The sequence below is a fragment of the Phyllobacterium lublinensis genome (assembly GCF_020164435.1).
In the GTDB taxonomy this organism is placed as follows: Bacteria; Pseudomonadota; Alphaproteobacteria; order Rhizobiales; family Rhizobiaceae; genus Phyllobacterium; species Phyllobacterium lublinensis.
The window spans coordinates 433292-454252 of the sequence record NZ_JAIUDQ010000001.1 but is presented as its reverse complement, the minus strand read 5'-3'; the positions used below and the strand labels follow the sequence as shown (position 1 = coordinate 454252).

General features: G+C 53.4%; 25 protein-coding genes and 1 pseudogene. 13 read left to right on the top strand and 13 right to left on the bottom strand.

Annotated elements, in window-relative coordinates; genetic code table 11:
* Positions 1-114 precede the first annotated feature (114 nt).
* Entirely contained in the window at positions 115-783 is a 669-nt protein-coding gene (locus tag K9U38_RS02355) for a protein-L-isoaspartate O-methyltransferase family protein (RefSeq protein ID WP_224492720.1), read from the bottom strand.
* A 376-nt stretch (positions 784-1159) separates the two neighbouring features.
* Here K9U38_RS02355 and K9U38_RS02350 point away from each other — a divergent pair, with 376 nt between their 5' ends.
* From K9U38_RS02350 to K9U38_RS02330, 5 genes are all read left to right on the top strand, one after another.
* Entirely contained in the window at positions 1160-1735 is a 576-nt protein-coding gene (locus tag K9U38_RS02350) for a GGDEF domain-containing protein (protein WP_224492719.1), read from the top strand.
* 112 nt (positions 1736-1847) lie between these two features.
* Entirely contained in the window at positions 1848-2216 is a 369-nt protein-coding gene (locus K9U38_RS02345; protein WP_224492718.1) for a hypothetical protein, read from the top strand.
* Between the two features lie 181 nt (positions 2217-2397).
* A complete protein-coding gene (locus K9U38_RS02340) occupies positions 2398-2691 on the top strand; it encodes a hypothetical protein (RefSeq protein WP_224492717.1) in 294 nt (97 codons plus the stop codon).
* 307 nt (positions 2692-2998) lie between these two features.
* A complete protein-coding gene (locus K9U38_RS02335; protein ID WP_224492716.1) occupies positions 2999-3211 on the top strand; it encodes a hypothetical protein in 213 nt (70 codons plus the stop codon).
* An 801-nt stretch (positions 3212-4012) separates the two neighbouring features.
* Positions 4013-4369, top strand: a complete 357-nt coding sequence (locus K9U38_RS02330) for a hypothetical protein (protein ID WP_224492715.1) — start codon at positions 4013-4015, stop codon at positions 4367-4369.
* Positions 4370-4747: 378 nt separating this feature from the next.
* Here the strand turns inward: K9U38_RS02330 and K9U38_RS02325 are convergent.
* Positions 4748-4920 (bottom strand): annotated as a pseudogene (locus K9U38_RS02325) (haloacid dehalogenase-like hydrolase); the annotation flags it as partial.
* Positions 4921-5526: 606 nt separating this feature from the next.
* Here K9U38_RS02325 and K9U38_RS02320 point away from each other — a divergent pair.
* The 4 genes from K9U38_RS02320 (at position 5527) to K9U38_RS02305 (ending at position 7809) form a co-directional block, all read left to right on the top strand.
* Positions 5527-6021, top strand: a complete 495-nt coding sequence (locus tag K9U38_RS02320) for a YciE/YciF ferroxidase family protein (protein WP_224492714.1) — start codon at positions 5527-5529, stop codon at positions 6019-6021.
* 60 nt (positions 6022-6081) lie between these two features.
* Entirely contained in the window at positions 6082-6690 is a 609-nt protein-coding gene (locus K9U38_RS02315) for a cysteine hydrolase family protein (protein WP_224492713.1), read from the top strand.
* 88 nt (positions 6691-6778) lie between these two features.
* On the top strand, positions 6779-7387 hold the full coding sequence (locus K9U38_RS02310; RefSeq protein WP_224492712.1) for a DUF6766 family protein: 609 nt from the start codon (positions 6779-6781) through the stop codon (positions 7385-7387).
* Positions 7388-7554: 167 nt separating this feature from the next.
* Positions 7555-7809 carry a DUF6894 family protein gene (locus K9U38_RS02305; protein WP_224492711.1) on the top strand — a complete coding sequence of 85 codons (255 nt, stop codon included), beginning with the start codon at positions 7555-7557 and terminating at the stop codon, positions 7807-7809.
* 181 nt (positions 7810-7990) lie between these two features.
* On the opposite strand, the gene K9U38_RS02300 is transcribed toward K9U38_RS02305, so the two are convergent.
* Positions 7991-8347: a Crp/Fnr family transcriptional regulator gene (locus tag K9U38_RS02300; protein WP_224492710.1), complete on the bottom strand. Its 357-nt coding sequence runs from the start codon at positions 8345-8347 to the stop codon at positions 7991-7993.
* Between the two features lie 226 nt (positions 8348-8573).
* Here K9U38_RS02300 and K9U38_RS02295 point away from each other — a divergent pair, with 226 nt between their 5' ends.
* Both K9U38_RS02295 and K9U38_RS02290 read left to right on the top strand, forming a co-directional pair.
* Positions 8574-8888 carry a hypothetical protein gene (locus K9U38_RS02295; protein WP_224492709.1) on the top strand — a complete coding sequence of 105 codons (315 nt, stop codon included), beginning with the start codon at positions 8574-8576 and terminating at the stop codon, positions 8886-8888.
* A 756-nt stretch (positions 8889-9644) separates the two neighbouring features.
* Complete coding sequence (locus tag K9U38_RS02290) at positions 9645-9875, top strand: hypothetical protein (protein WP_224492708.1); 231 nt, start codon at positions 9645-9647, stop codon at positions 9873-9875.
* Positions 9876-11396: 1521 nt separating this feature from the next.
* Here K9U38_RS02290 and K9U38_RS22100 read toward each other — a convergent pair.
* Complete coding sequence (locus K9U38_RS22100; RefSeq protein ID WP_224492707.1) at positions 11397-11726, bottom strand: DUF982 domain-containing protein; 330 nt, start codon at positions 11724-11726, stop codon at positions 11397-11399.
* A 254-nt stretch (positions 11727-11980) separates the two neighbouring features.
* On the opposite strand from K9U38_RS22100, the gene K9U38_RS02280 reads away from it, so the two are divergent.
* Both K9U38_RS02280 and K9U38_RS02275 read left to right on the top strand, forming a co-directional pair.
* Positions 11981-12235: a hypothetical protein gene (locus K9U38_RS02280; protein WP_224492706.1), complete on the top strand. Its 255-nt coding sequence runs from the start codon at positions 11981-11983 to the stop codon at positions 12233-12235.
* A 1841-nt stretch (positions 12236-14076) separates the two neighbouring features.
* Complete coding sequence (locus tag K9U38_RS02275) at positions 14077-14406, top strand: Rap1a/Tai family immunity protein (protein WP_224492705.1); 330 nt, start codon at positions 14077-14079, stop codon at positions 14404-14406.
* Positions 14407-14473: 67 nt separating this feature from the next.
* Here K9U38_RS02275 and K9U38_RS02270 read toward each other — a convergent pair whose 3' ends face one another.
* The 9 genes from K9U38_RS02270 to K9U38_RS02230 form a co-directional block, all read right to left on the bottom strand.
* The gene (locus K9U38_RS02270; protein ID WP_224492704.1) at positions 14474-15451 is read right to left on the bottom strand and encodes a hypothetical protein; all 978 of its coding nucleotides are present in this window, start codon (positions 15449-15451) and stop codon (positions 14474-14476) included.
* A gap of 96 nt (positions 15452-15547) precedes the next feature.
* Complete coding sequence (locus K9U38_RS02265) at positions 15548-15850, bottom strand: hypothetical protein (protein WP_224492703.1); 303 nt, start codon at positions 15848-15850, stop codon at positions 15548-15550.
* A gap of 30 nt (positions 15851-15880) precedes the next feature.
* Entirely contained in the window at positions 15881-16387 is a 507-nt protein-coding gene (locus K9U38_RS02260; protein ID WP_224492702.1) for a hypothetical protein, read from the bottom strand.
* Positions 16388-16398: 11 nt separating this feature from the next.
* Positions 16399-16716, bottom strand: coding sequence for a cell wall anchor protein (locus K9U38_RS02255; RefSeq protein WP_224492701.1), 318 nt, complete (start codon positions 16714-16716; stop codon positions 16399-16401).
* Positions 16717-16744: 28 nt separating this feature from the next.
* Entirely contained in the window at positions 16745-17158 is a 414-nt protein-coding gene (locus tag K9U38_RS02250; protein ID WP_224492700.1) for an N-acetylmuramoyl-L-alanine amidase, read from the bottom strand.
* Between the two features lie 541 nt (positions 17159-17699).
* The gene (locus tag K9U38_RS02245; protein ID WP_224492699.1) at positions 17700-17825 is read right to left on the bottom strand and encodes a glycosyl hydrolase 108 family protein; all 126 of its coding nucleotides are present in this window, start codon (positions 17823-17825) and stop codon (positions 17700-17702) included.
* Between the two features lie 752 nt (positions 17826-18577).
* Positions 18578-19012: a hypothetical protein gene (locus tag K9U38_RS02240; RefSeq protein ID WP_224492698.1), complete on the bottom strand. Its 435-nt coding sequence runs from the start codon at positions 19010-19012 to the stop codon at positions 18578-18580.
* 11 nt (positions 19013-19023) lie between these two features.
* Positions 19024-20742 (bottom strand): glycine-rich domain-containing protein, encoded by a 1719-nt coding sequence (locus tag K9U38_RS02235; protein ID WP_224492697.1) that lies wholly within the window; start codon positions 20740-20742, stop codon positions 19024-19026.
* On the bottom strand, positions 20743-20943 hold the full coding sequence (locus K9U38_RS02230; protein ID WP_224492696.1) for a hypothetical protein: 201 nt from the start codon (positions 20941-20943) through the stop codon (positions 20743-20745). It abuts the gene before it with no gap.
* Positions 20944-20961 lie beyond the last annotated feature (18 nt).

The window sequence follows — 20961 nt, the reverse complement described above, 5'->3', positions numbered from 1 at the left end:
GGTTCGACAGTCTGTTTTCAATTACCCGTCAATTCACAAGTTGACCACAGACACATTTCTAATCTGCAAACAAACTGGTCAACCGTTGCACTTTTGTCTCATAAGTGGCGTTGTTTAGAACTCGAACTCCGCCACTTTTTTAAAGCCAGGAAGCGGTTTGACGGCTGAATTGAAAGCGCGGCGCCCCGAAACGATTCCCTCGTTTTTCAGATAGAGCATTGATTTTCCAGCGTTTCCAGCCCCTTCAACGACGACAAGTCGCCCCCCATTCTTCAACTGTTCAAATAATGTACCAGGAACCTGATCAACGCTACCCTCAATTATGATTACATCAAAGGGCGCCTTGGCCGGGCAGCCGGCCTGCAGCGGGCCCTGCTCGATGTCGACATTCTCGATCCCCAGCGAAGGCAAAACCGAGCGGGCAACATCGGCAAGTTCCGGCTCGTTCTCGACGGCGACCACCTTGCTGGCGATTCGCGAAATGACGGCCGAGGAATAGCCCGTGGCGCATCCGACATCGAGAACCGTATCGCCAGGTTGAATGGTGGCAAGCTGGAGCAGCTTGGCAAAAGGCGACGGCTGCATCAGGTAGCGCGCGCCGGAATCGGTCGTGGCAAGCAGGACATCATCATCGATATAGGCAAGGGGTTCGCGCGCAGCCGGAACAAATTTCTCGCGCGGCACATCCAGAAAGGCCTGCAGCAAGGGCTTGTCGGTCACATCAGTCGTTCGCAACTGATTGTCGACCATCTTGATCCGCAGCTCTTCGAAATTCAGCGTCATGGTCTTACAAGCTTTCCTAAAGGCACCTGCAATACAAATCGCTTGCAAGTGCGTAACGTGCTCCTGCCGGATCGGCGTTGAATCCATTCCCAGTATGGCCGCACCCGCGTGACCATTTCCTGACCGAAGCACAAACTTTAGCGAGGATGTGGCAAAAATTTTAATCATCGTCAATGAATGACTAACGCTGCGATCCCCCGCGGCTTCCGATATTTTTTTAATGAGGCCTCCCTGCACCACTTTTGGCACGAATGCGCCCGGTCGGCCCATCTTCGTGTCCTCAAGGGCCTTGCGATCCTTTAACCGTACGTCCGATCCGGGATTGAACTCAATGGCCGTACCTGTCATTCTATACTTGAGGAAACGGAGTCGTTCGATGAACGGCAGGAATGCGAAGCAAATGATTGAGATCAAGGGATTCAATGATTTCCCTATAAGCCAGGATGAATTGACCGGACTGGCCGATAGAGCCGCGCTTGAGGAACATCTCGACAGTCTTTGCGGTTCTTATGCACAAAGTGACTTTGACGACCGCCTTCAATTTGCAATTCTTTGCATTGATCTTGACGGCTTCAAGAATTTCAATGACCGTTACGGCCGCGCAGAAGGCGATACTTTGCTAAAGCTTGTCGCGGACCGTTTGCAGTCCTCCCTGCGCAAGAATGATGTTGTCTATCGCATGGGCGGCGATGAATTTGCCATCGTCCTGCTGCAAGTGACTCCCAACGAAGTCGCGAGCGTTGCCGACCGCATCATCGGCGCGGTTTCGCAGCCCTACGATCTCGGCGGTGCCGAGCCGGTGGCGATCAGCGTCACGATCGGAGCAGCCCTGGCACCGCGCGATGGCGACACGCCCGAAAGCCTGCTGTGGTGCGGCGATGCCGCGCTCTACATCGCCAAGAAGGCTGGCAAGGGCGTCTATCGGCGCTATTCCGAGCGAAGGTCCAGCTAAAGCAATCACCCATGGTCTGATCCCTTTACGCTGCATCGGTCGAACGACTGAGGGAACCATCGTTCCTGAGATTGGTTTATCAGACACGATAAACCAGCAAAGGACGATCGAAATGAAGCCGATTGGACCAATGATGGCGGCGGTTGCCGCGATAACCCTTATCTCCGGCAGCGCTTTTGCGGCTTGCCCCGAGACGACCGGATCGATCAAGCCCACTGCGCAGCAGGGAATGGCCAAGGATGGCACGCACGCGCCCCTTGAGAACAGCGCCAACAGTCAGGATCAGACCAGCGCGGCAAGCTCCGGCACGACGACGAGCAGCAATCCGAGCGCCAGCTTGCAGAAGGACGGCCAGACAATGCCGCTAGCAAATGCCGAAGGCGGCGGAGACAAGAATCTCGCCACCTCGCAGCAGGACGTCCAAGCGCAGCAAAAGGGCGACCCGACCGCCATGGCCAAAGCGGAAGAGTGCAAGGACTGATCCACAATCGGGGCGGCGGTCGAACCGCCTCCCCATCTTTGCACGCGCCTCTGCCCCCACCTTCGCGTGCCACCCGCCGACGGACTATTTCCAGAAAACGAAAATGTTACCGCAGGGTGTTTGGCAAACTCCGTCAGAGCGGCCTAAATCCATTGTTCCAGCATCAGGAAAGGCGATCTCGATGAAACGGACATGGATGGCGTTAGCACTTGGCACCATTGCGGTGATGGCCGTACCCGCATCCGCTCAAACCCAGCGCGCCGTGACGGGCAGCAACGCGGCAACGCTTAACAGGATTCTCGGCGGCGAAGGCCGGCCCGGCGATTCAGCCACGACCGCGTCGGGCATAAGCTACCGGGTACTTCCGAACGGAACTGTTGAGATGCGCAATCCCCGATACGGGACCGTCAAATATTCAAACCCGATACCAGCCTGGCAGCGCAACCTGAAGAACACGGGCAGCGGCCGTAACTGACGGTGCCTTGACCCACCAGGGCACAAACAGCATCAGCAGATTGAATGAGTGGTCTTGGAAAATGGAGGCCTCGCCCGAACCCGTCAAAGTGAATGATTTCAAATCGTTATCAACAGGTGTGGCAGTAATTTCGCTCACACAAAATCAATGACTTACACCAGCCGCTGCCACACCTTGATCACACGCTGGCAAGCTTATTCTTTCATTAACTATGGTGGCTCATGATGTTTCTTGCTGACACAGTGCCAGCGGGTCCGACCCGGATTGTGTTTGAGTAAGAAGGTCGGGCCCTCCTTGGGAGTAGTGCATGAACCAAACGATCCGACAGCCGATTGAGGTGATTTGCGATAGGCTCGCTCATCTTCGCGCAATGGCCAACGAAGATGGTCAGGCCATGCTGGCTTACCTGATCTTCGAGGCCCTCGAAGAAGCCGAACGCATTCGGAAATCGGGCGCCGCTGCAATTCCAGAACAGAGTTCAGAGTGCAGGGACAATCTGCCTTCGAAGACGACTCTTTGATCTCCAAAACTCCCGGGCTCTTGCGAGAGGATTAGATAAAGTCTCTCGATCTGCATATCGAGTATTTCAGCTTGGGTATAAGTTCGTCGCACATGCTGCAGCGCGCGCAGAATACGATGGAGAATCTATGGCTATGGCTGTTGTTTCTCCGCCTCTTCCAGCCTCTTTAAAAGATCATAAAAAGTGTCGTCATTAATGGGGAGAAAGTGGCCCGACCTCATTGATTGTTGAAACTCGAGTCTCGACACGTTTCTGCGCAGCAGCTTAATTGTGGTCCCATTCCCCGCAAGCTTTGTTCTTATCATTAGGACTCGCACCGTTGTCAGCAGCAACCCGCTCAAATCACATTGGTTCCGTGGGATCGCTCTTGAAAAAGCATTAAACCAAAATATAATTTTACCGTTCTTCTTCTTCTTCTTTTACACGAGGGCAACGGTGATGGATCAGAAGTTGGACCAAGGACTAGCGTGCCAAAGCTGCGGCACTATTTATCTCAACATCCCAGAGAACGTCACCAGCGACACGCCGATAAGTTGTAGCAGCTGCGGCAGTTTTCTTGCTTGTTGGGGCGAACTGGAAAAGGCATTCAACAGGCAAGGCGGGCAGCATGGGGTATTTGACCTACACGATGGTCAGATCATCCGAAAGGAATAAGGCCGCAAACCATCATTTCCGCAAAGCGTGTCATATTTAAATGACAAGTTACGCATCAGGCCTATGCTGGGAAAGTCGCCAGGCATTTTTGGCTACTGGCGCTTGAGAGTTGGAATGCGCTCCCGCCGTAACTAGAGGGAGAACACCATGCTTCACCTTCCCAATCATAACTATTCTTCCGAGCAATGGGACCTGATGCAGCGGGCCCATGCCAGAGCATCAGAAATCCTTCATCGCTGTCCCAAAACGCACGAAAACGCTAACCGGCTGGCCAGGACTGTGATGAACCTGTTCGATCAGGGCCTGCGCGATGAGTGGCTGATTGCCATGCAGGCTGTGGAGCAGGAAGTTACCGTGAGTAATATCTGGAGCCAGCGAGACAGAGCCGTCCTCAAAGCCACTGTGTCCGGAAGGTTGATCAAGGCTTCGAATGATAATTGGGTGTGGAAGACGAAAGTCATCCCCCAGACCCCACCGTCCCTGGAGGTAATATGGGAAAACTAAGAACCTTTAAGATCTATTCTCACGAGGATTGGGACGTAATGGAGCAAGCGCATCGGAGCGCCTGCCGAGCACTCGCGATTTCTCCCGACGCTGAGGAAAAGCACCGCCGCGTCGCCAAAAGGGTAATGACGCTCTTCGACCATGGTTTGCGCGATGAAAATGTTATCGCGACAGCCGCAGTCCGCCAGGAGCAGTTCATTGCGGAGACGCTATCGCTGCGTTCCAATTCTCGGCCCTCATAACCGAATCGAAGGCCCGCAAGGTGCCATAGGGCCAAACGCTCGACCGAAACTGCGGCGAGGCGGACGGGGTCTTCTAGAAACCGGTGGCCAAGCAGAGGCTTGTTCGCGGTCCACCACCATCATTGAGAGAACTACCTTAATTATCGGGAAATATCTGCTTCCAGTCGGCCTTCATGTCCACGACAGACCACTGTTCACCGCGGCAGCATCCAGCGCCTTGTCGAGGCGGCCAAATTCCGTACCGCGGTCGTACGCATATTCGCGCTCGGCGTCGGTATGGTGGACGATCATGCCGAATCCGGTCTTCCCCACTGGTGTGCCGTGAACTAGACCCGGTGAATAACCCTATAAAGATACCATTGTAACCTTTCGTCAACCCTCCGTCCTCCACCAGACGAAGCTGTAGCAGGCGGATTGGTAGCTAATCTACTCGTCCGTTTTCTGCTGGCTTAGCAGGTGGCGAGCCGTTGGATCAGCAGACCCGCCTGGCCACTGGCTTCCGCCGAACTCAACGCCCCGCTGAACAATAGGCCCAATTACAGCGGCATGCGCTATGGTTTCTATGATGGCATAATGCAGGCGGATAAGTTCGCCCAATTCCAGACTGGTTCATGTCAGAGGTCCGGTGCGCATGAAGGGGCCAAGCTTAGCAGATAGGCACGTGCTTGCGATACGATACCGCTAGTCGCGCAATGGCGGACGGCAATGGGATGGACTACCGCTCTCCATTACACGTGTAGCGAGTCGCACTGCTAAAAAACCTCGCTGTGGGTTCGTTACCAAGCAAGGGAACATTCTTGACGTCCACAAGTTTATTAGCGTTGGCGGGGTCTCATCTAAGTCCAAGCCACGAGCCACTTTGATAGTTTAAGTTAGACACCTGGATGGCAGCTCTAGCATGAGAGGAGAGGAACCATGCCCGAGAAAACACTGGAAACCTTATTCCATGACACCCTCAAGGATATCTACTATGCCGAACGCAAAATTCTGAAGGCACTTCCCAAAATGGCACGTGGCGCGAAATCGCCCGACCTGAAGGCTGCGTTTGAAAAGCATCGTGACGAGACCGAGGTGCATGTGGAACGCCTCCAGCAAGTATTTGAGATTCTGGGAAAGCCTGCCCGTGGAAAGACCTGTGAAGCCATTGAAGGTCTTCTTGCCGAAGGCGACGAAATCCTCGACGAGTTCAAAGGCCAAACGGCCCTCGATGCCGGACTTGCCTCCGCAGCTCAAGCAGTCGAGCACTACGAGATGGCTCGCTACGGCACCTTGGCACGCTGGGCCGGCGAGCTCGGTTTGAAAGATGCGCAAAAACTCCTTGTCACAACGCTGCAGGAGGAAACAAAAACAGATGAGGCGTTGACGGTACTGGCCGAAGGCTCGCTAAATCCGGCCGCAATGGCGGCTTGAACGAAGAGGAGCGTCGCAAATGACGCTCCTCTCCTGCCCGGTTACCTTTCGGAAAATGTTATGGCTGAGGGACTGAGATTCGGGCGAATTAACCGCACCGCCTGCCACATCTGTGTCGATATGCAGGAATTGTTTAGGGGTAAAAGCCCGTGGGCTATGCCGTGGTTCGACAAGGTGTTGCCCACCATTGGCGCGCTCATTGAGCACGACCCTTCTATGACAGTCTTCACCCGTTTTCTACCAGCGAAAAATGCCGATGAAGCAGGCGGGACCTGGGCGCGATATTACCAAAGGTGGGACAGCCTCACGCTGGATCGGGTCGAGTTGTCTAAGGTTGACATCGTGCCTGAACTAAAGAGGTTCGTTCCGCCGGCGGTTGTCGTGGACAAGGTGGTTTACTCGCCTTGGTGGGCGAACAATCTCTTGGCGCTGTTGCGAGACCGCCGCACCGATACACTTCTTATATCAGGCGGCGAAACTGACGTATGCGTGCTCACGACGGTGCTAGGTGCCGTTGATCTGGGATTTAGGGTGATTGTCGTTTCTGACGCCGTGTGCAGTTCATCCGACGCGGCCCACGATGCCATGCAGCTTTTCTACAATCAAAGATTATCCCAACAGGTTGAAACGGCTTCGACGGAGGAAGTTTTGGAGAACTGGATAGCATGAAGAGAATCGTGAGCCAGGCGATGGACCGCGCTTCGGGACGAACCGCACTCTGGATACCACCGCACCATGTTAGCCACGGAGATACGAAATGCGCTTCCTGCGAGACAATGGCCTGACCATCGCGCTTTTACTGGCCTTCTTTGGAAGTATAGTCGGCATGATATGGGCCGGTTGGAGTCAAGAAAATCATGAACTGAGCATGCATGCGCAGCCGCTGCTCTCACTCTCCGATTATCTTCAGGAAGAGACATTTTGGTCTGCACTGTTTGAGAACTGGGAAAGTGAATGGTTGCAAATGGCGACATATGTCGTGCTGACCGCTTATCTCTTTCAGCGGGGATCAGCAGAGTCTCGGGACCCTGACGAAGCGGAAAACAAAGAGGTACCTCGCACTAGCAGTTGGCTCTACGATCATTCGCTCGGACTCGTACTGGTTGTTCTGTTCATTTTGTCTTTGGCCGGACACTTCCTTGCAAGTCTCGCCTCTTATAATTCGCAGGCGATCATACACGGTAATGCCACCCTCTCTCCCTACAGTTATCTTGCCAATACCCAGTTCTGGTTCGAATCTTTCCAGAATTGGCAGTCTGAATTTTTCTCCACAGCGATGCTCGTCGTCCTGTCAATTTACCTCAGGTATCGCGGGTCTCCTGAGTCGAAGGAAGCAACAGCCCCCGATGAGAAAACAGGAACCTGACGGCTGAGTGAACCGTCGCCCACAACACCCGGGTAAGAGTCCCGAGGCCGTTCACTTTCCTTGATGGACACCCAGAGTGCAGCCGACGAATGTAACAAACATTAATGTCAAAGCTTCAGGAACTTAATCATTGAAATAGGCTTGTGTGTCAGAAGAGGAACGAATGCATGAGCCGATATTACTTTGATTTGGAAAATGGCGATGGAAAAACTCTCGATGAAGAAGGCATTGAACTTGCTGACCATGCCGGCGCCATCAAAGAAGCATCGAGGATCGTAACGGATTTGGCATGTGATGGTGAATTGAATGGTAGCGGAAACATAAGGCTCACGATCAGGAAATCTGATGGCAATATTTTGGGTGTGACTAGTTTGATCTTCGATACCCAGTACATAGATCATACACCTGTTGGTGAAAGCTGAGCGGCTCTAGCATCGATCCCCGCACTAGTTTTGGATCTCCCCTCTCCGCTCGGAATACCGCTGCGGCCGCGATTGCCGCCCCTTGGGACCCACGGCGCCAAGAATCGTACCTTCGCATACAGTGTTCTCCGCACTGGGGTGTTCGGTCGCAAGAACATGGATTGTTACAATAAGAATGTGCTCACCCGATTACTTGGTGGAAAAGCCGATCGTATTCCTTTTCTGCCATGCCATATGATCCATTCGCGAGGTGGATAAGGCCATTTCGGTCGATAATGGTAAGCTGCCCACGCTTGGAGCGAATGAGATTGTTGTTTTTCAAATCACGTAGGGCAGCTGTTATATATGGTCGACGCGCACCGAGCATGATCGATAAAAGCTCATGGGTGATAATAAGGTCGTTACCCCTCGTTAGGTCGTCCACCATTAACAGCCAGCGTGCCAAACGAGCATCCACAAGGTATTTGCTATTTGCAATTGCTGTCGAAGTGGTCTGCACCATCAGGGTTTGGACATAGAGCAGAAGAAAATCGCGCATGGTAGCACTCTGCGTCATGGCAGTTCGAAGGGCGGCCGACGATTGCGCGATTGCAGGATGACTGGTGTGGACCGGCCAATGGCGGAACATCCCGGCATTGATGCGGCAGAGGAACATCTCAGGTGGTTATCCGACTGGGTGGGCCAATAAAGGGGGAGGATAGATGCTTACTCACAGACCGGCCACTGGTCCGCCGGTGTATGTCGATGCCAACTGGATAACTGCGATGCAGGGGCTGGATGGCCCAACCAGCATTATCACCACGAGCAATGATGTATTTTTGTTTCTGGAGGAGGCAATGATTATGCTCCAATCCACGCTCCGTTGGCAACGAACCCGTGTCGGGGACTTCATACAAAACTTCGATTTCACTGCGATTGTAGACGATGTGCCGGTCGCTCGCGTCCGCCATTCGACCCTGCATTCGATTAAAGGCTTTTGGCAGGTTTTCCTTGATGACGGCGCGCCCGTGTTGGAGTGCACGACGCGTCTCAAAGCAATGAAGGCTGCCGAAAATCTGGTTGGCAAGTCCATCGTCTAACCGATGTTTTGCCACTTATCACACATGTCCAAACCCTTCCGTGCTCTTGGCCGATAGAAGCACACTGATGTTTTTCGAGTTGCATTTCGAGCATTTGAGTTTGGGTACCAGGTCGTTCCGCATAATGCTGTGATCTCGCCCAAACTTTTCGGCCAATAGCACCAGGTCAAGCTTGGCGTAGTGGCGGCACTTTGGATTGTTGCAGCAGGCGCGGAGCATATGATCAGTATCGATTAACGCGCCAATGGTGCCGAGTGACATCACCATGGCTACAACTGCACCGGTCGCCAAACAGTCCGCTTTTTATGAACCCGGTCACGATCGTCTTCGAATGGCACGACTTCACAATCGACGACATCGCATTCCCGGCAGCGGAATTTTAGGCTTCTGAAGGATCGACCGTGGCCGTTGACGGTAGCCAGATCACTTGCCACGAAGAATCCCGTTTTCTCGCATTTGCGGCAAGTCACTCGCACGAGCATTCCGTGTCGTGCTGCTTCGCCCAGAGTTTTGAGGATTCGAGTCATGGAGAACGAAATGAGAACATATTCCCAACTTCGTCAAGGACGATGATGCTCGATCAGCAATATTTGCGGACCGAGGTTTGGACCGGAGGCGGGCCGAAATGGCTTTGACGAAACTTTGACGGAGTTCGAATTAGCTCAGATTCGGAGATCCTATATGGTTTGAAGGGCTGGGATCTCACGATGAAGTAACGGCATGCCAGCGCTGTCTGGCGGCACAACGGAGAAGAGAATGAACCTTGACGACAAGATCGCCATGTTGAAACAAGTCCGCTGGCGCGAGGCTCAGTTAGCCACAGGTGGCGAACAAGATGCATCCACCGGCAGACTGATACGCGCGCAACAAGCCATCGACGCATTGGTGGCCGCCAAGGCTTCCGGGATTCCAGAGCAGCAATGGAATGTCGACGTGGATGGTATTTTACTTGACCCGAACCATGACTGGTACGAAAGCGAAGGTTAACGGGTGACGCGCAAAAGCGGTGGGAAAAAGAGCAGGAAATAAGTGAATTGAGCTCCTTGCTTCAGACTTGATGAGGTAGTCTCATGCAGTGTGTGTCACCGACATGTCAGGCATGAGGTCCGGTTCCGACTTTGCTTCACATCGTCCAACCGGGCCTCGTTCTGAACCTCGGAACCATCCGACTGTCACCGTGTTTGTGTCCATGATGGATCGCTGCACGCACTGTATGGAAGGTCAAGCAATGCCATATCACGTCGACAACGAAAATGATAAACCTCCCCTCAGCCATCGTTCATATATGGTTTTGGGCGGAAGCCTTCTGGCCGTCGTCGCGATGTTGATAGCGGTTGCAATCATTGTCACCAATCTTTGACACTCAGTGACCGGAGAACGATAGTTTGGGTGGTGCAGTCGGGTGGCTTCCGAGGCTCAGGACCAAGATGAAATTAGGCGCTCTGAGGCGCGATGCCTATCGATCGCTGCGATCGCTATCTGCTTAGGGTCGCGTATACCCTCGTTGAAAAGTTCCATGATAGTGCGACCAAGGTTTAAGTCGCCGTAGATGATCCGAGTGTCAGTCTGTAGGATAGCAGCTGCCATGTCGTGTGCATATGAGAGGGTCTGGCACTCTTCAGACGTGAACTTGTGATCATAAAAGAATTTATACATTGCGCGGCTCACGGTCAGGCGGGTGCACATCGCATCTCTCAAGCGCCAGCGGCCAAAAGGTGCACTTGACGATGCTTAATCCTCTGCCACATAGGCGAAGGTGTCAATCGAATTGGCAATCAGGAGATAATGTGTCTGCTGCCGATCAGATTTCTAAATGAACATAGGGTTGAACGCCCGGTGTGACAGCTGGCACATTCGAGCATTACTGCATGCATGAGGGCTGCAAGGCGTGGGGAGCGTTTGGCTTCGAAAGGCGTTACGGCCAAGAGTGGTACTGCGGCGAGCATAAGCGAGATGCGGAGATCTAGAGATGTGCCCGTCCTTAGCGATATCGCGGCCTTGAAAAATCAGAAAACCAAAATATAATTTTTCCCGTTCTTCTTCTTTTTTGCGGGGCAACTGAGATGGATCAGAAGTTGGACCAAGAACTGGAGTGCCCCAAGTGCGGCACTGTTTATCTCAACATCCCAGAAAACGTTACTAGCGACACTCCGATCAGCTGCACCAGCTGCGGCGGTTTTCTTGCTAGTTGGGGCGATCTGGAAAAGGCATTCAATAGGCAAGGTGGGCATCATGGTGTCTTTGAGCTTCACGATGGTCAGATAATCCGGAAGGAATGAAGCCCGCAAACCTGTCAAATACGCGCGCTTCAGGCATTCGTTTTCGAACCATGCAATTGCCCGGTGACGACTACGACGGCAAAAAATAGATGGATGCAAAGAAAAGGATAGTAAGGACTATGGCAAAGACAGTAACCTGAATAAGCCAGGCTTTGTTTTTGGTCACTGTCCTCTCTGGTCCCTCTCCGCTTGCTCAAGTCGAATAAGCAGATCCTTGAACAAATCATCTTCAATCGCACGAAGGCCCGATCCCAATAAGGTGTGGAACTGGAAGGGAGCTCCGCAACAAATTGGACGTGTCTTTTTGGGGCTGACTACCTGCCGACAAGTAAATGCCCGCCTCCGCCGCCGCTCCTATCAACGCCTCACGAGCGATCTCGGCTCCGGCTCGACCCTGAAGTGCTATAGTACAAATTGTCAGTGCTCTATGGTGCGCCTTACCCGGGCGCATCGGCCATTGCTCAGCAAGCAATGTCCACGCTTCCTGGACTGAGCGCACCACCCTGAACTCTTGGCCAGTAATGGCCAACTTGACGGGGGAAAAGTGTATCGTGTCCATGTCCAGTAACGTAATTATTTAGCTGCGGTTCCAGCAGCAAAGATACATGGCAGCCAAGGTAAAACGCGTAGGCGAGGGACGAAGTTTAGTCTGCAAAAGCGTGTCATATTTAAATGAAAAATCATCCAACAGGACTATTTTAGGATAGCGCGCCAGTGCGATGGCCGCAGTCCGTCAGCAGCGTTTCATTGCCGCAACATGATCACCGCGATCTAATTCGCAAGGCTCATAAGCGGGACCGAAAGGAATGAGCGATGAGGCACAAATCGACAATGCCGGAACTGTCCGTGTTTGACACCTTGGGCATAGAAGCGGCGGTCATGCGCCTGCAGATCGACGAGTTTCATCAAAAAGTGACGAATGCATCCATTGGGCCAGTCATGGATACCTTGATGGCCGATCTGATGGAAAAATTTAAACTCGTGCAAACTGGACTTAGACGCTGCGAAATCGAACAAGCCACGAACGCACGTGTGCGACGACGGACTGCTAATCCGAAAGGATTATAAAAGGACGGTATCAGTTGTAAAAGCTGCCCAATCTAATTATTTTGAGCTACGGATTGACTAAATCTGAGCGAAAATGCGTTGCTTAGATCGGAACACGCGGTCAGCTCGTCCGTATATGCGAATCCAAATCGAGCCGGTAAGCCCCACCCATTGACTGCAAGCTGGAGTTCGGTAGCTAGAGTTAAGAGAATTGGGTCGCCGTAGCCCATTCTTGTATATGGTTGAGATCAGATATCAGCGTATAATTGCCTAGTGCTGCGTCCTTGTAGCATAGGCTCGGCGCCGGTCCCCCCAACCCCCGCCCATAGATCCGCCGCCGAGCCTGTTTTTGAACTCGTCCATCGTCGTGGAACCTTGAACGCTGAAGCACGTTTCAACACTGTGCTGCCCATCAGCCAACGTGGCCATCCGCGAAGCCAATTCCGAGCCACGTTAAAGAGACCCGGCCCGTTTGCGAGGCGGCCCGGGTCTTTTTGCGACCAGACCTTAACCCCGCGTGAATCGTGGTGTCACATACAAGATCCCCTGCAGAAATATGACTGTTCTAATGGAAGGGAATTCGGCTCTGCCTCAGCCTACTGGCCGATTTTTCACAATCAGGGGGTAACTTGGATCCGCAGATGGCTGCCTCCAAAGCGGCTGCTTTTCTGGCGATTGCTTTCACATCGCGCATGTTCTCATCAAACATCTTTATGACAATGCGTGCGAGCCGATCTGCGTGCTCGTGGGAAATTGGATCGCGCCGAAGAATTAGAGAGGCCATATGATACGCGGTGTGCATCCTAGCCAGATCTTCAGCATCGTAAATCAAGTCTTTGATAATAATGACCACTCTTCTTCACTTATTATTTTGAAAGCTCTTCTTCCCGCCGCAAAACAGGTTGTTTAAGTACGCCTCAGGCGAGAATACCAAAAAGCCCGCCAACTACGTTGACGGGCTTTTCAGATCATTATTTGTTCTTATTACTTTGTTGGCCGGCTTTTGAATGCTGTTCTGGGGAACCGCCGCGCGTAGACCCAGATCCTTGTTGCGATCCTTTTGAACCGCTCTCTTGCTTCTGTTGCCCAGAACTGCTTTTACCGCCTTGGGCGGACTTGGATTTCCGATCCTCATTGTCTGGCATTTGCTTTCTCCTCAATTGCCTTACTACAACGAACTTCAACCGTCGGAACAGGCGCTTGTTCCATAGCAAACCAAATATACGAGTAGCGAGGTGATTTGAGTGGCCTCATCGCTTCGCAGTGTCCGTATCCTTGGCTTCTGTGGCCTTTGTGGAGGCGGCGCGAGAAGCTGGGATATTTGTAGAGGATAAACCTATGCCGGCGGGAAACGGAAAGCTGCAGCGGTGGGGCAAGCGCCAATATACCCTGGCAAGGGATCGCAGGCCAAAACAGTAATGAACCGATTGCCACAGCCCGAATATGGTGATTTGATACCCACGTCTGACAACGACATGTCAGGCATGAGGTCCGGCTCCGACTTTGCTTCAGATCGTCATATCCGGACCTCAGCCTTTCTCCCACCTGAGGATTCTTTTCCGCTTGAACATCTACCCAGGTTACGATTGGAGCGGACGTCGATCTCGTTACCAGAAGAGAGTTCGATTATTTGCCGTCATTATTTCTGCCCTGATTGCGATTGCAATCATGGCGGCGTTGGCGGTGGCTCTTTTTTCAGTCCTGAAATCTTAAACGGCATTAGCGCCTTGTAACCTAGACAGTTTGCCACAAAACAATTGGCCATCAGTTCTCCCATAGCTTTCAGCGTGGGTTGACATTTCAGGAGGTAGTCAAGATGTTTGATCTGAGTGGCTAATTCGGGGTGAATTATGAGGCGCTTTATGTTAGCCGCGGCGTTGATTTCGGCCACATGTGTCTCCGGGCATGCTGGATATTACGAAGGTAATGATCTCTATAAGCACTGTAGCGCCAATCCTGGGGCATCCGGCTATGGCTATTGTATCGCTTATGTCGCGGGAGTGTCAGACACCATGGAGCTCTGGCGCATCAGAGAAGGCGATACCGAATGTGTACGCCATTCGGTAAAGCTCGGTCAGCTCGCCGACGTTGTTCGTCGGTATCTTGCAACTCACCCCGCCGATCGCGACAAAAACGCAGAAATGCTGGTCATTAGCGCGATTCAGGACGCATTTTGTCGTAAGTCGCCTTGAGCATCTATTAACCTAACGCATTAGAGTTCGGATTCGCCACAACTGGTGGAAGCTTGACTCATTGCACCTACTTTTTGCGGACAAACCCAGCAAGTGTTCGAAGTGGAGCCATTGCTCGCCATGAAGTGCTCTGGTGAAACGCTTCCACCTGCTGTCGTCGTTCTTCAACTTCCTGATATTTTGATGCGATCTCATACTGCAACGCCTGGACTTGTTCCTGAAGGGCTACCAGCTCGGATCGCGTGGTTTGGGCGTCATTGGTTGCCGATGAACAAGCTGCCAAGGTGGAGTTGTGTTCACTCCTGAGTTTCTCCAACTCGCGGCGCAATGCGATGTTGTCAAGCTCCTCCAAGGCCGGGTAACCTTCTGGTGACTTGAGGGGCTGCCCATCGACCGGCTGTGAAATTTCAGCGGTTACCCTGATTTTTTCAGGTTCCACGACTTTGGCGTGTACGGCCTTGACGTCTTCCACTGTGACAGCAGACGGAAGGCACCCTTTAAGAATGGAGTAAAAATATTCGGGATCTTGCGAGAATCGCGGAAATGCGAGGAGATATATGGGTACTCCTGCGTTCGCGAGGCGTTCCACGAGATGGTGAAAGCCCACTGCCAGCAATCGCGCTTCATCGAGCGGGTTGAGCGAATATATGACGCCACCTGGCGTCAATGCCCAGGTCTCCCACGTTCTCGCTTCGCCAGCCATCCACGTGTTGTTACGATGGATGTTTTGCATCTCCAGAATGGTTCTACTGCTTGCAGCCTCCGCTAGATTGCGTACTGGCAGTATCACGCCATCGATCGTGATGTCTTCGCGCTCCAGAACCTCATCTATAAATTCATAAAGCCATGGCGACTTGACAACGTAGCTGAGCTTTCGGCCATTGTGGTGGACAAAATCTTCCAACCCCGCATTGGCATCTTCGCTCCACCAGAACGCATCACCAACGTTTGCAATTTGGGTTTCCAGACCGAGTTCCGCCAAGCATCGGACAAGCAAGCTTGTCCCTGCACGACCGGTACCAGCAATCAACAAGTGGTTCGGCATGTCTAATCCTAAATGATTAGAACAATCCTATATCACCGCGGCTTTGTCACGATCATAGCTCAAAAGGCGCGGTGATACTTGTTGAAAACATTGCTGTCAGGGAACGCGTAGACCGCCATTGACGACGAAAGCCACAAACGCCATGACGATTCCGCCCAGGATCAACCACATGATCTTAGAGAGGATCCCGCTGATCTTTTCGATTTTCTTCTCGAGCTCGTTGAATCTGTAATCCACGTGCAGCCATTTCTCATTTTTGTGCGCTTCGGCAATTTCGGATTGGCGCTGCCACTGCTCGAGCGTGTTGAGCCGGGCAATGATCGCCGCATCAGCATGTTCCAGAGCATTGACCCGGACCCGAAGATCCGGGCTGCTCAGAGTGGTTTCGTCACCTGACATCGGCTTTCTCCCTTTGCTCGGTCATCAAAACTACTGCTTGGCGTCCGCCGGCTGCCCCGCGGCGATGATGGCTTTGACGTCAGGAAGCTTGGAGATAACGATCTCGGCCAACTGCTCGTTGGATAGCTTGAATGCATCAACAGCGTCAGGGTTTTTCGACCGAATGTAATCGATCGCGCTCAGCACTGCCGGCGATGCAGAAGACAGCATGTCAGGAAGTTGGATTCCCGATCGAGACGCAGCGTATTTCAAAGCATTGAAGGCTGACGTGTGGAGTGCAACGCGCAATCGTTCCTCAATTTCGTTTCGCTTCGCCTCGTCTGTCGATTGCAACAGAAAGGCAAGCTTCGCGGCGAGCCAGGTGATCAGGATCGGTCCGACGGTTGAAACCAGCATGACGATGACCGGCTGCAGGATAACCCAGATTTCATTGAACCACGCTGGCGGCGCTTCGGTCAGATCCTGCGCGAACGCAGGATCAACGATAACCGCGAGGACGATCGCGAACATGACGGCAAAGAAGAACAGTACATTCATAACCGCCGCTCCTACTTCGCGTTCTTGGCTTCGCGCAGAGCGATGGCGATAGTCGCATAGACCTCGGCCGCTTTGACCAGTGCAGTCGACGCGGTTACCGAGCTGGGATCTGCGCAAACCTTCTGGGCGGAATCATAAGCAGCTGCTTCCTTGGCTACAGTCTTGACAGAGATGCTGCCGCTGATGGAAACCGTGACGAATGCGGCATGAGTCTGATTGATCAGTGAACAGGTCCGCGGAAGGTTCTTCTGAATCGTTTCGTCGACCTTAGTGGTGTTACAGGCGGACAGCGCAAGGGCCGCCGCCACTGCGAAAAGCAGTGTGCGCATGATATAGTCCTCCGTTGAGAGATTGGTGTCAGATGAGTTTGCCGAGTTCGTCCTTGCGGACGTCGAACGAAGGACAGGCCTTCGCCGCATACTGGTTGTGGCCAGTAACCTTCTTGATTCCATACTTGGCGATTGCCGCCCTTGTGATTGCCAGCATCGTTTTCTTTTGAGCGTCGGTGCGGGTGTCCTTCGGCTTCATGTTCTTGTCGCACCCGCCGACATAAACGTAACCGATCGTGCCTGTGTTGTGGTTTTCGCAGTGGGCGCCAACCTTGCTCTCAGGGCGGCCATCCTCGACAGAGCCGTCAAGATGCACAACCTTGTGGTACCCGATGTCCGACCAGCCTCGGTCTTTGTGCCACTGGCGGATTGTGGCGACTGATACCTCCCTTCCTTCAGGCGTGGCGGTACAATGCCAAATCAATTCGTTGATTGGACGCATGGTTAATTCCTTGGATATTGGGAGGTGTGCGGTTTTACTTCTGGAAAGACAGAAAGAACCGGTCAGTGTTGGCGATTAGATTCTTGTACTAGGCGGTGAAGCTTCAGGCTTTTGAGCTTCGTAGGCGATCGTTAGCTAGTTGGATGTACAGCCGGAACCTGTCTTACTCCCAGGGATTGGAACAATATCGGGAGCCCACAACTTCCGGGAGAGGCTCGGTGAGACCCGCCGTCAAGAAGCGCCAGCACCGAGCCTCATCGCCCACGGATCCGAATGCTGACTGAACGGTAGAAGCGATCGCGCTTGCGATCTTTCACTTCTTCATGATGCTTAAGTTCGCCCATGATGCCGTCGATCGCGCCGTTATATGAGCTACCGAGCGCGCGCTGTACCCATTTGACCGATTGCGAGACACCGCTGTTAACCGCCCATCGAGTGTGACGTAATCGACGCCGGCCGGAAGTTGATCACCCTGCGATAGATCGCGTCCCGTTCGGCGGCATTGATGTTCCTTACTGGTTGCGATTTCTTGGCTTGGGATCTAATTGTCATAGACCCGCTGCGTCACCCCCCACATAGTCGCCCCGCCGGGATCTTTGGGATGATTGGAATAGCCGCCTTCATGGACGAGCACGTTCGCAAGCGCCGAAGAGAACTTCGCTTTCATGTTTTACCTTCGATGTGTTGCGGTTGTTTATGCGATTGGATGATGGGCGGCCCACTGCAGCGATCGCAGGTAGTCATCACATCTGTTTTTCAGCATTCGACCCGGTCCCTCGGCGCGTTCTGGTGGATTGGGTCTCATTTATTTCGGACTAGCCAGTTCGATGTATGGCCGGAACTTGTACTGGCTGAAGGCATTGGATAAGTGTCGGGAGCCCACAACTCCCCGGCAGAGGCTCGGTGTAACCGACTGGTTTGCCATGCCTTGCGCCGAGCACGGGCCATGGCATCGGAACCAAATGCCGGACGGAGACGTATAAGCTTTGCTGACATTCGGTCAGCCGGGGCCTGGCGCCTATATAATGCCCACACACGCCGGGCCCCACTGAAGCCGCCCTTGTAGGATTTGCGCGAACATGGAAAAAGCGATGGGTTTCGCGCTCGCGATCTTTGTCATCTGTTTGATGCTTTACCTGGCAGTGCGATTAGTAGATTGGGCGTTGTAGGGCGCCACCGATCGGGATACGAGACATTACGAAGTATGCCAAAGAGCGATGTGGTTCTCCTAGCCTTCATCATAATAGCGGCGATGGTGATCGTGGCATCGGCGGTTTACACCGATGGCATTACCCCGAGCCTTCAACCGTCGGGAACCCATCCCGCATTATAGCGTTTAGTTCAGTTGGGCTCCCCTTCACCCAGCAGCATGAAGGCTTGGTCGGTTCGAAGCCATCCGCTGCCGGCCAAGCCTCACTGCTAGAGCTTCGCAGCTGCAGTAAAGAACTGATCCACCCTTAGGCTATCAAATTCCAACGCCGCAAAACCATCCTGCAACATAGCGTCAGTGCGGACGAATGTGCCGCTGTCGGCATATGCTGCCTGCGTCCGCTCGTCCTGCGTGGCAATCCAACCCTCGACGAGGGCCAGAAGACCATCGTCGATGAGCTGCAACCTAAACTGCCGGCGTGACACGCGGTCAGGAATAATAACGCGTGGGGCTGGATCGGGGTCATTCAACTCCGCGACAAAACTTTCGAGGGTCTGGCCGGGACGACCAGTAAACCACCCGTCGTTGATCCGGACTTCAATGGGTTCACCGGTTTCCGGGTCTTCCATTTCGCGCAGGCTGGAATGCACCCATTGGTTTGGCGCACCTTCAATGGGTGCAAAATCTTCAACATGAAACATCATGGCGACCCCTTTTAAGACGAACAGAATTCAGTGATGATAATTGCACCGGTTGCACCGTTGCCGCCCGCATAGCTTGTGGCACCGAGCGAATTGCCAGCGGAACCGCCGCCACCAAGTACCTTTCCGGGGTTGCCGTTAGCTGCCAACGGCGGTGTAGTTTGACCGGCATAAAATGACCCGCCACCCCAACCACAAAACAAGAAGGTGTTTGCTGAACCCATACCTCCGCCACCGTCACCGCCGGGAATCTGTATATCACCAATCGCACCGGTGACACTTCCGCCCGGACCACCGTTACTAATGGCAACACCCGACTGACCTATCGGACCGCCAGTTCCACCATTTGCTTTGCAGAGTGTCCCTACACTCGTTGCGCCACCGTTGCCGCCCGCTGTTGCACCACCGGTAACGCCACCGGCACCAATTGTCAGTGATTGCGAAGCACCCACCTGGGCTTTTGTTGCAAGCTTGCGAGAATAGCCACCACCGCCACCACCTGAAGCGGTACATTGTTGTCCGGCGACACCAAGCACACCACCACCGGCACCGCCGCCGCCAATGCATTCAATAATGCAGAAAATCATATTGGCGTGCGGTGTGTAAGTAGTAGGTGAACCCGTAACAAAAGCTTGTTGTCGAACTGCACCGACGCCACCAAGAGTGTCCCTGAAAGCCCCAGCGCTAGCGTCGTCCAGCAATGTTTTGACAAACGTGGAAATTGTGACGCCACCATCTTTGATAGCTTTGCCACTTGTGCCGTCAAATTCGACCAAACGGCCATCGACGGAGATAGCCGGGCCGCTGACGTCACCAGCACCACGGACCGCTATCGCTTTCCAATTGGCATTTGAGGTCGTTGGAAGTGTAGGCGGTGCATTTCCAGTCGTGGCCTGCAGCGCGATCCATGACGAGTTTTGATCAAAGACCACATCATCTTTCACGTACGCTGTCGCGCCTGAATAGTCCCCTCTGAACACAAAACCGTTGCCCGCCTCGGCTAACAGCTCCCACCAGGTGTTGTTATCGGTGGGAAGTGACGGCGGCGCGTTGCCAGTCGTATCGCCTTTAGCCACCCATGATGAACCTTGATCCCGCACCACATCACCAAGCACGTATGCGGTCGCCCCGCTGTAATTGCCCTTGGATTGGAACGACCCATTCGGCCCGGTCAGAAAGGCTGGTTCCGACCAATCTCCCAGCGTGTTGGATGCTTTGAAATAAACTGCTGAACGTCCATCTCCGACATCTGCGACAAGGACGGTAAAGCCCTCAGCCTGACCGTCATAAGCGTCTCGCTCTGCAAGAGTCTCGACTTTGGCGTCAACGTCAATCCCTTTTGTCAGCTCCTGTTTACTGACCGTCGTCATAGCGCCGGCACCAGTAAAGACTGGTATTTCGTCCAGAGCACCCGTCAGACCTGATAGCGCCAACACGTTACCGTTTCCAAGCTGCTCGATCAGTTCGCGAGTGGCTGCCGTAAATCGGCTCCCGTCAGGCTGGTAGCGGATCGCGTATGCACTAGCGGCGAGCGCTCCACCCGTCCAAGCTTCCTTGAGGGTGATCTGGTTATTGCTGTCGACTGACAGGATAATGGCGTCAAGGTTCTTTACCTTGAACGTGTCGCCAGGCTGAATATCTGCGGCAACCCAAAACGAGCCAACACCGGTGACGACAGTGCCGCCCGCGGATACAGATACCGTTCCTGCGGTGTAATCAGGTTTTACAGCCATTTAAGCGCCGTCCTTGTTTAGCTCAGCCTCTAGCGCGGCCCTGGTTTCAGCCAATTCAGCGCAAAGCACGTCGACAGTTGCGGAGAGTTCGTGGACTTGCTGCGCAAGGAGCAGGTTGCGATTGCGCTGAAATTCGTTCAGCGCCGCGTACTCGTTGAGCGCCGCCTGCGGTGCGATCGGCACCTGCTTGGATTCAGACATTGGAAACTCCTTGCCGCC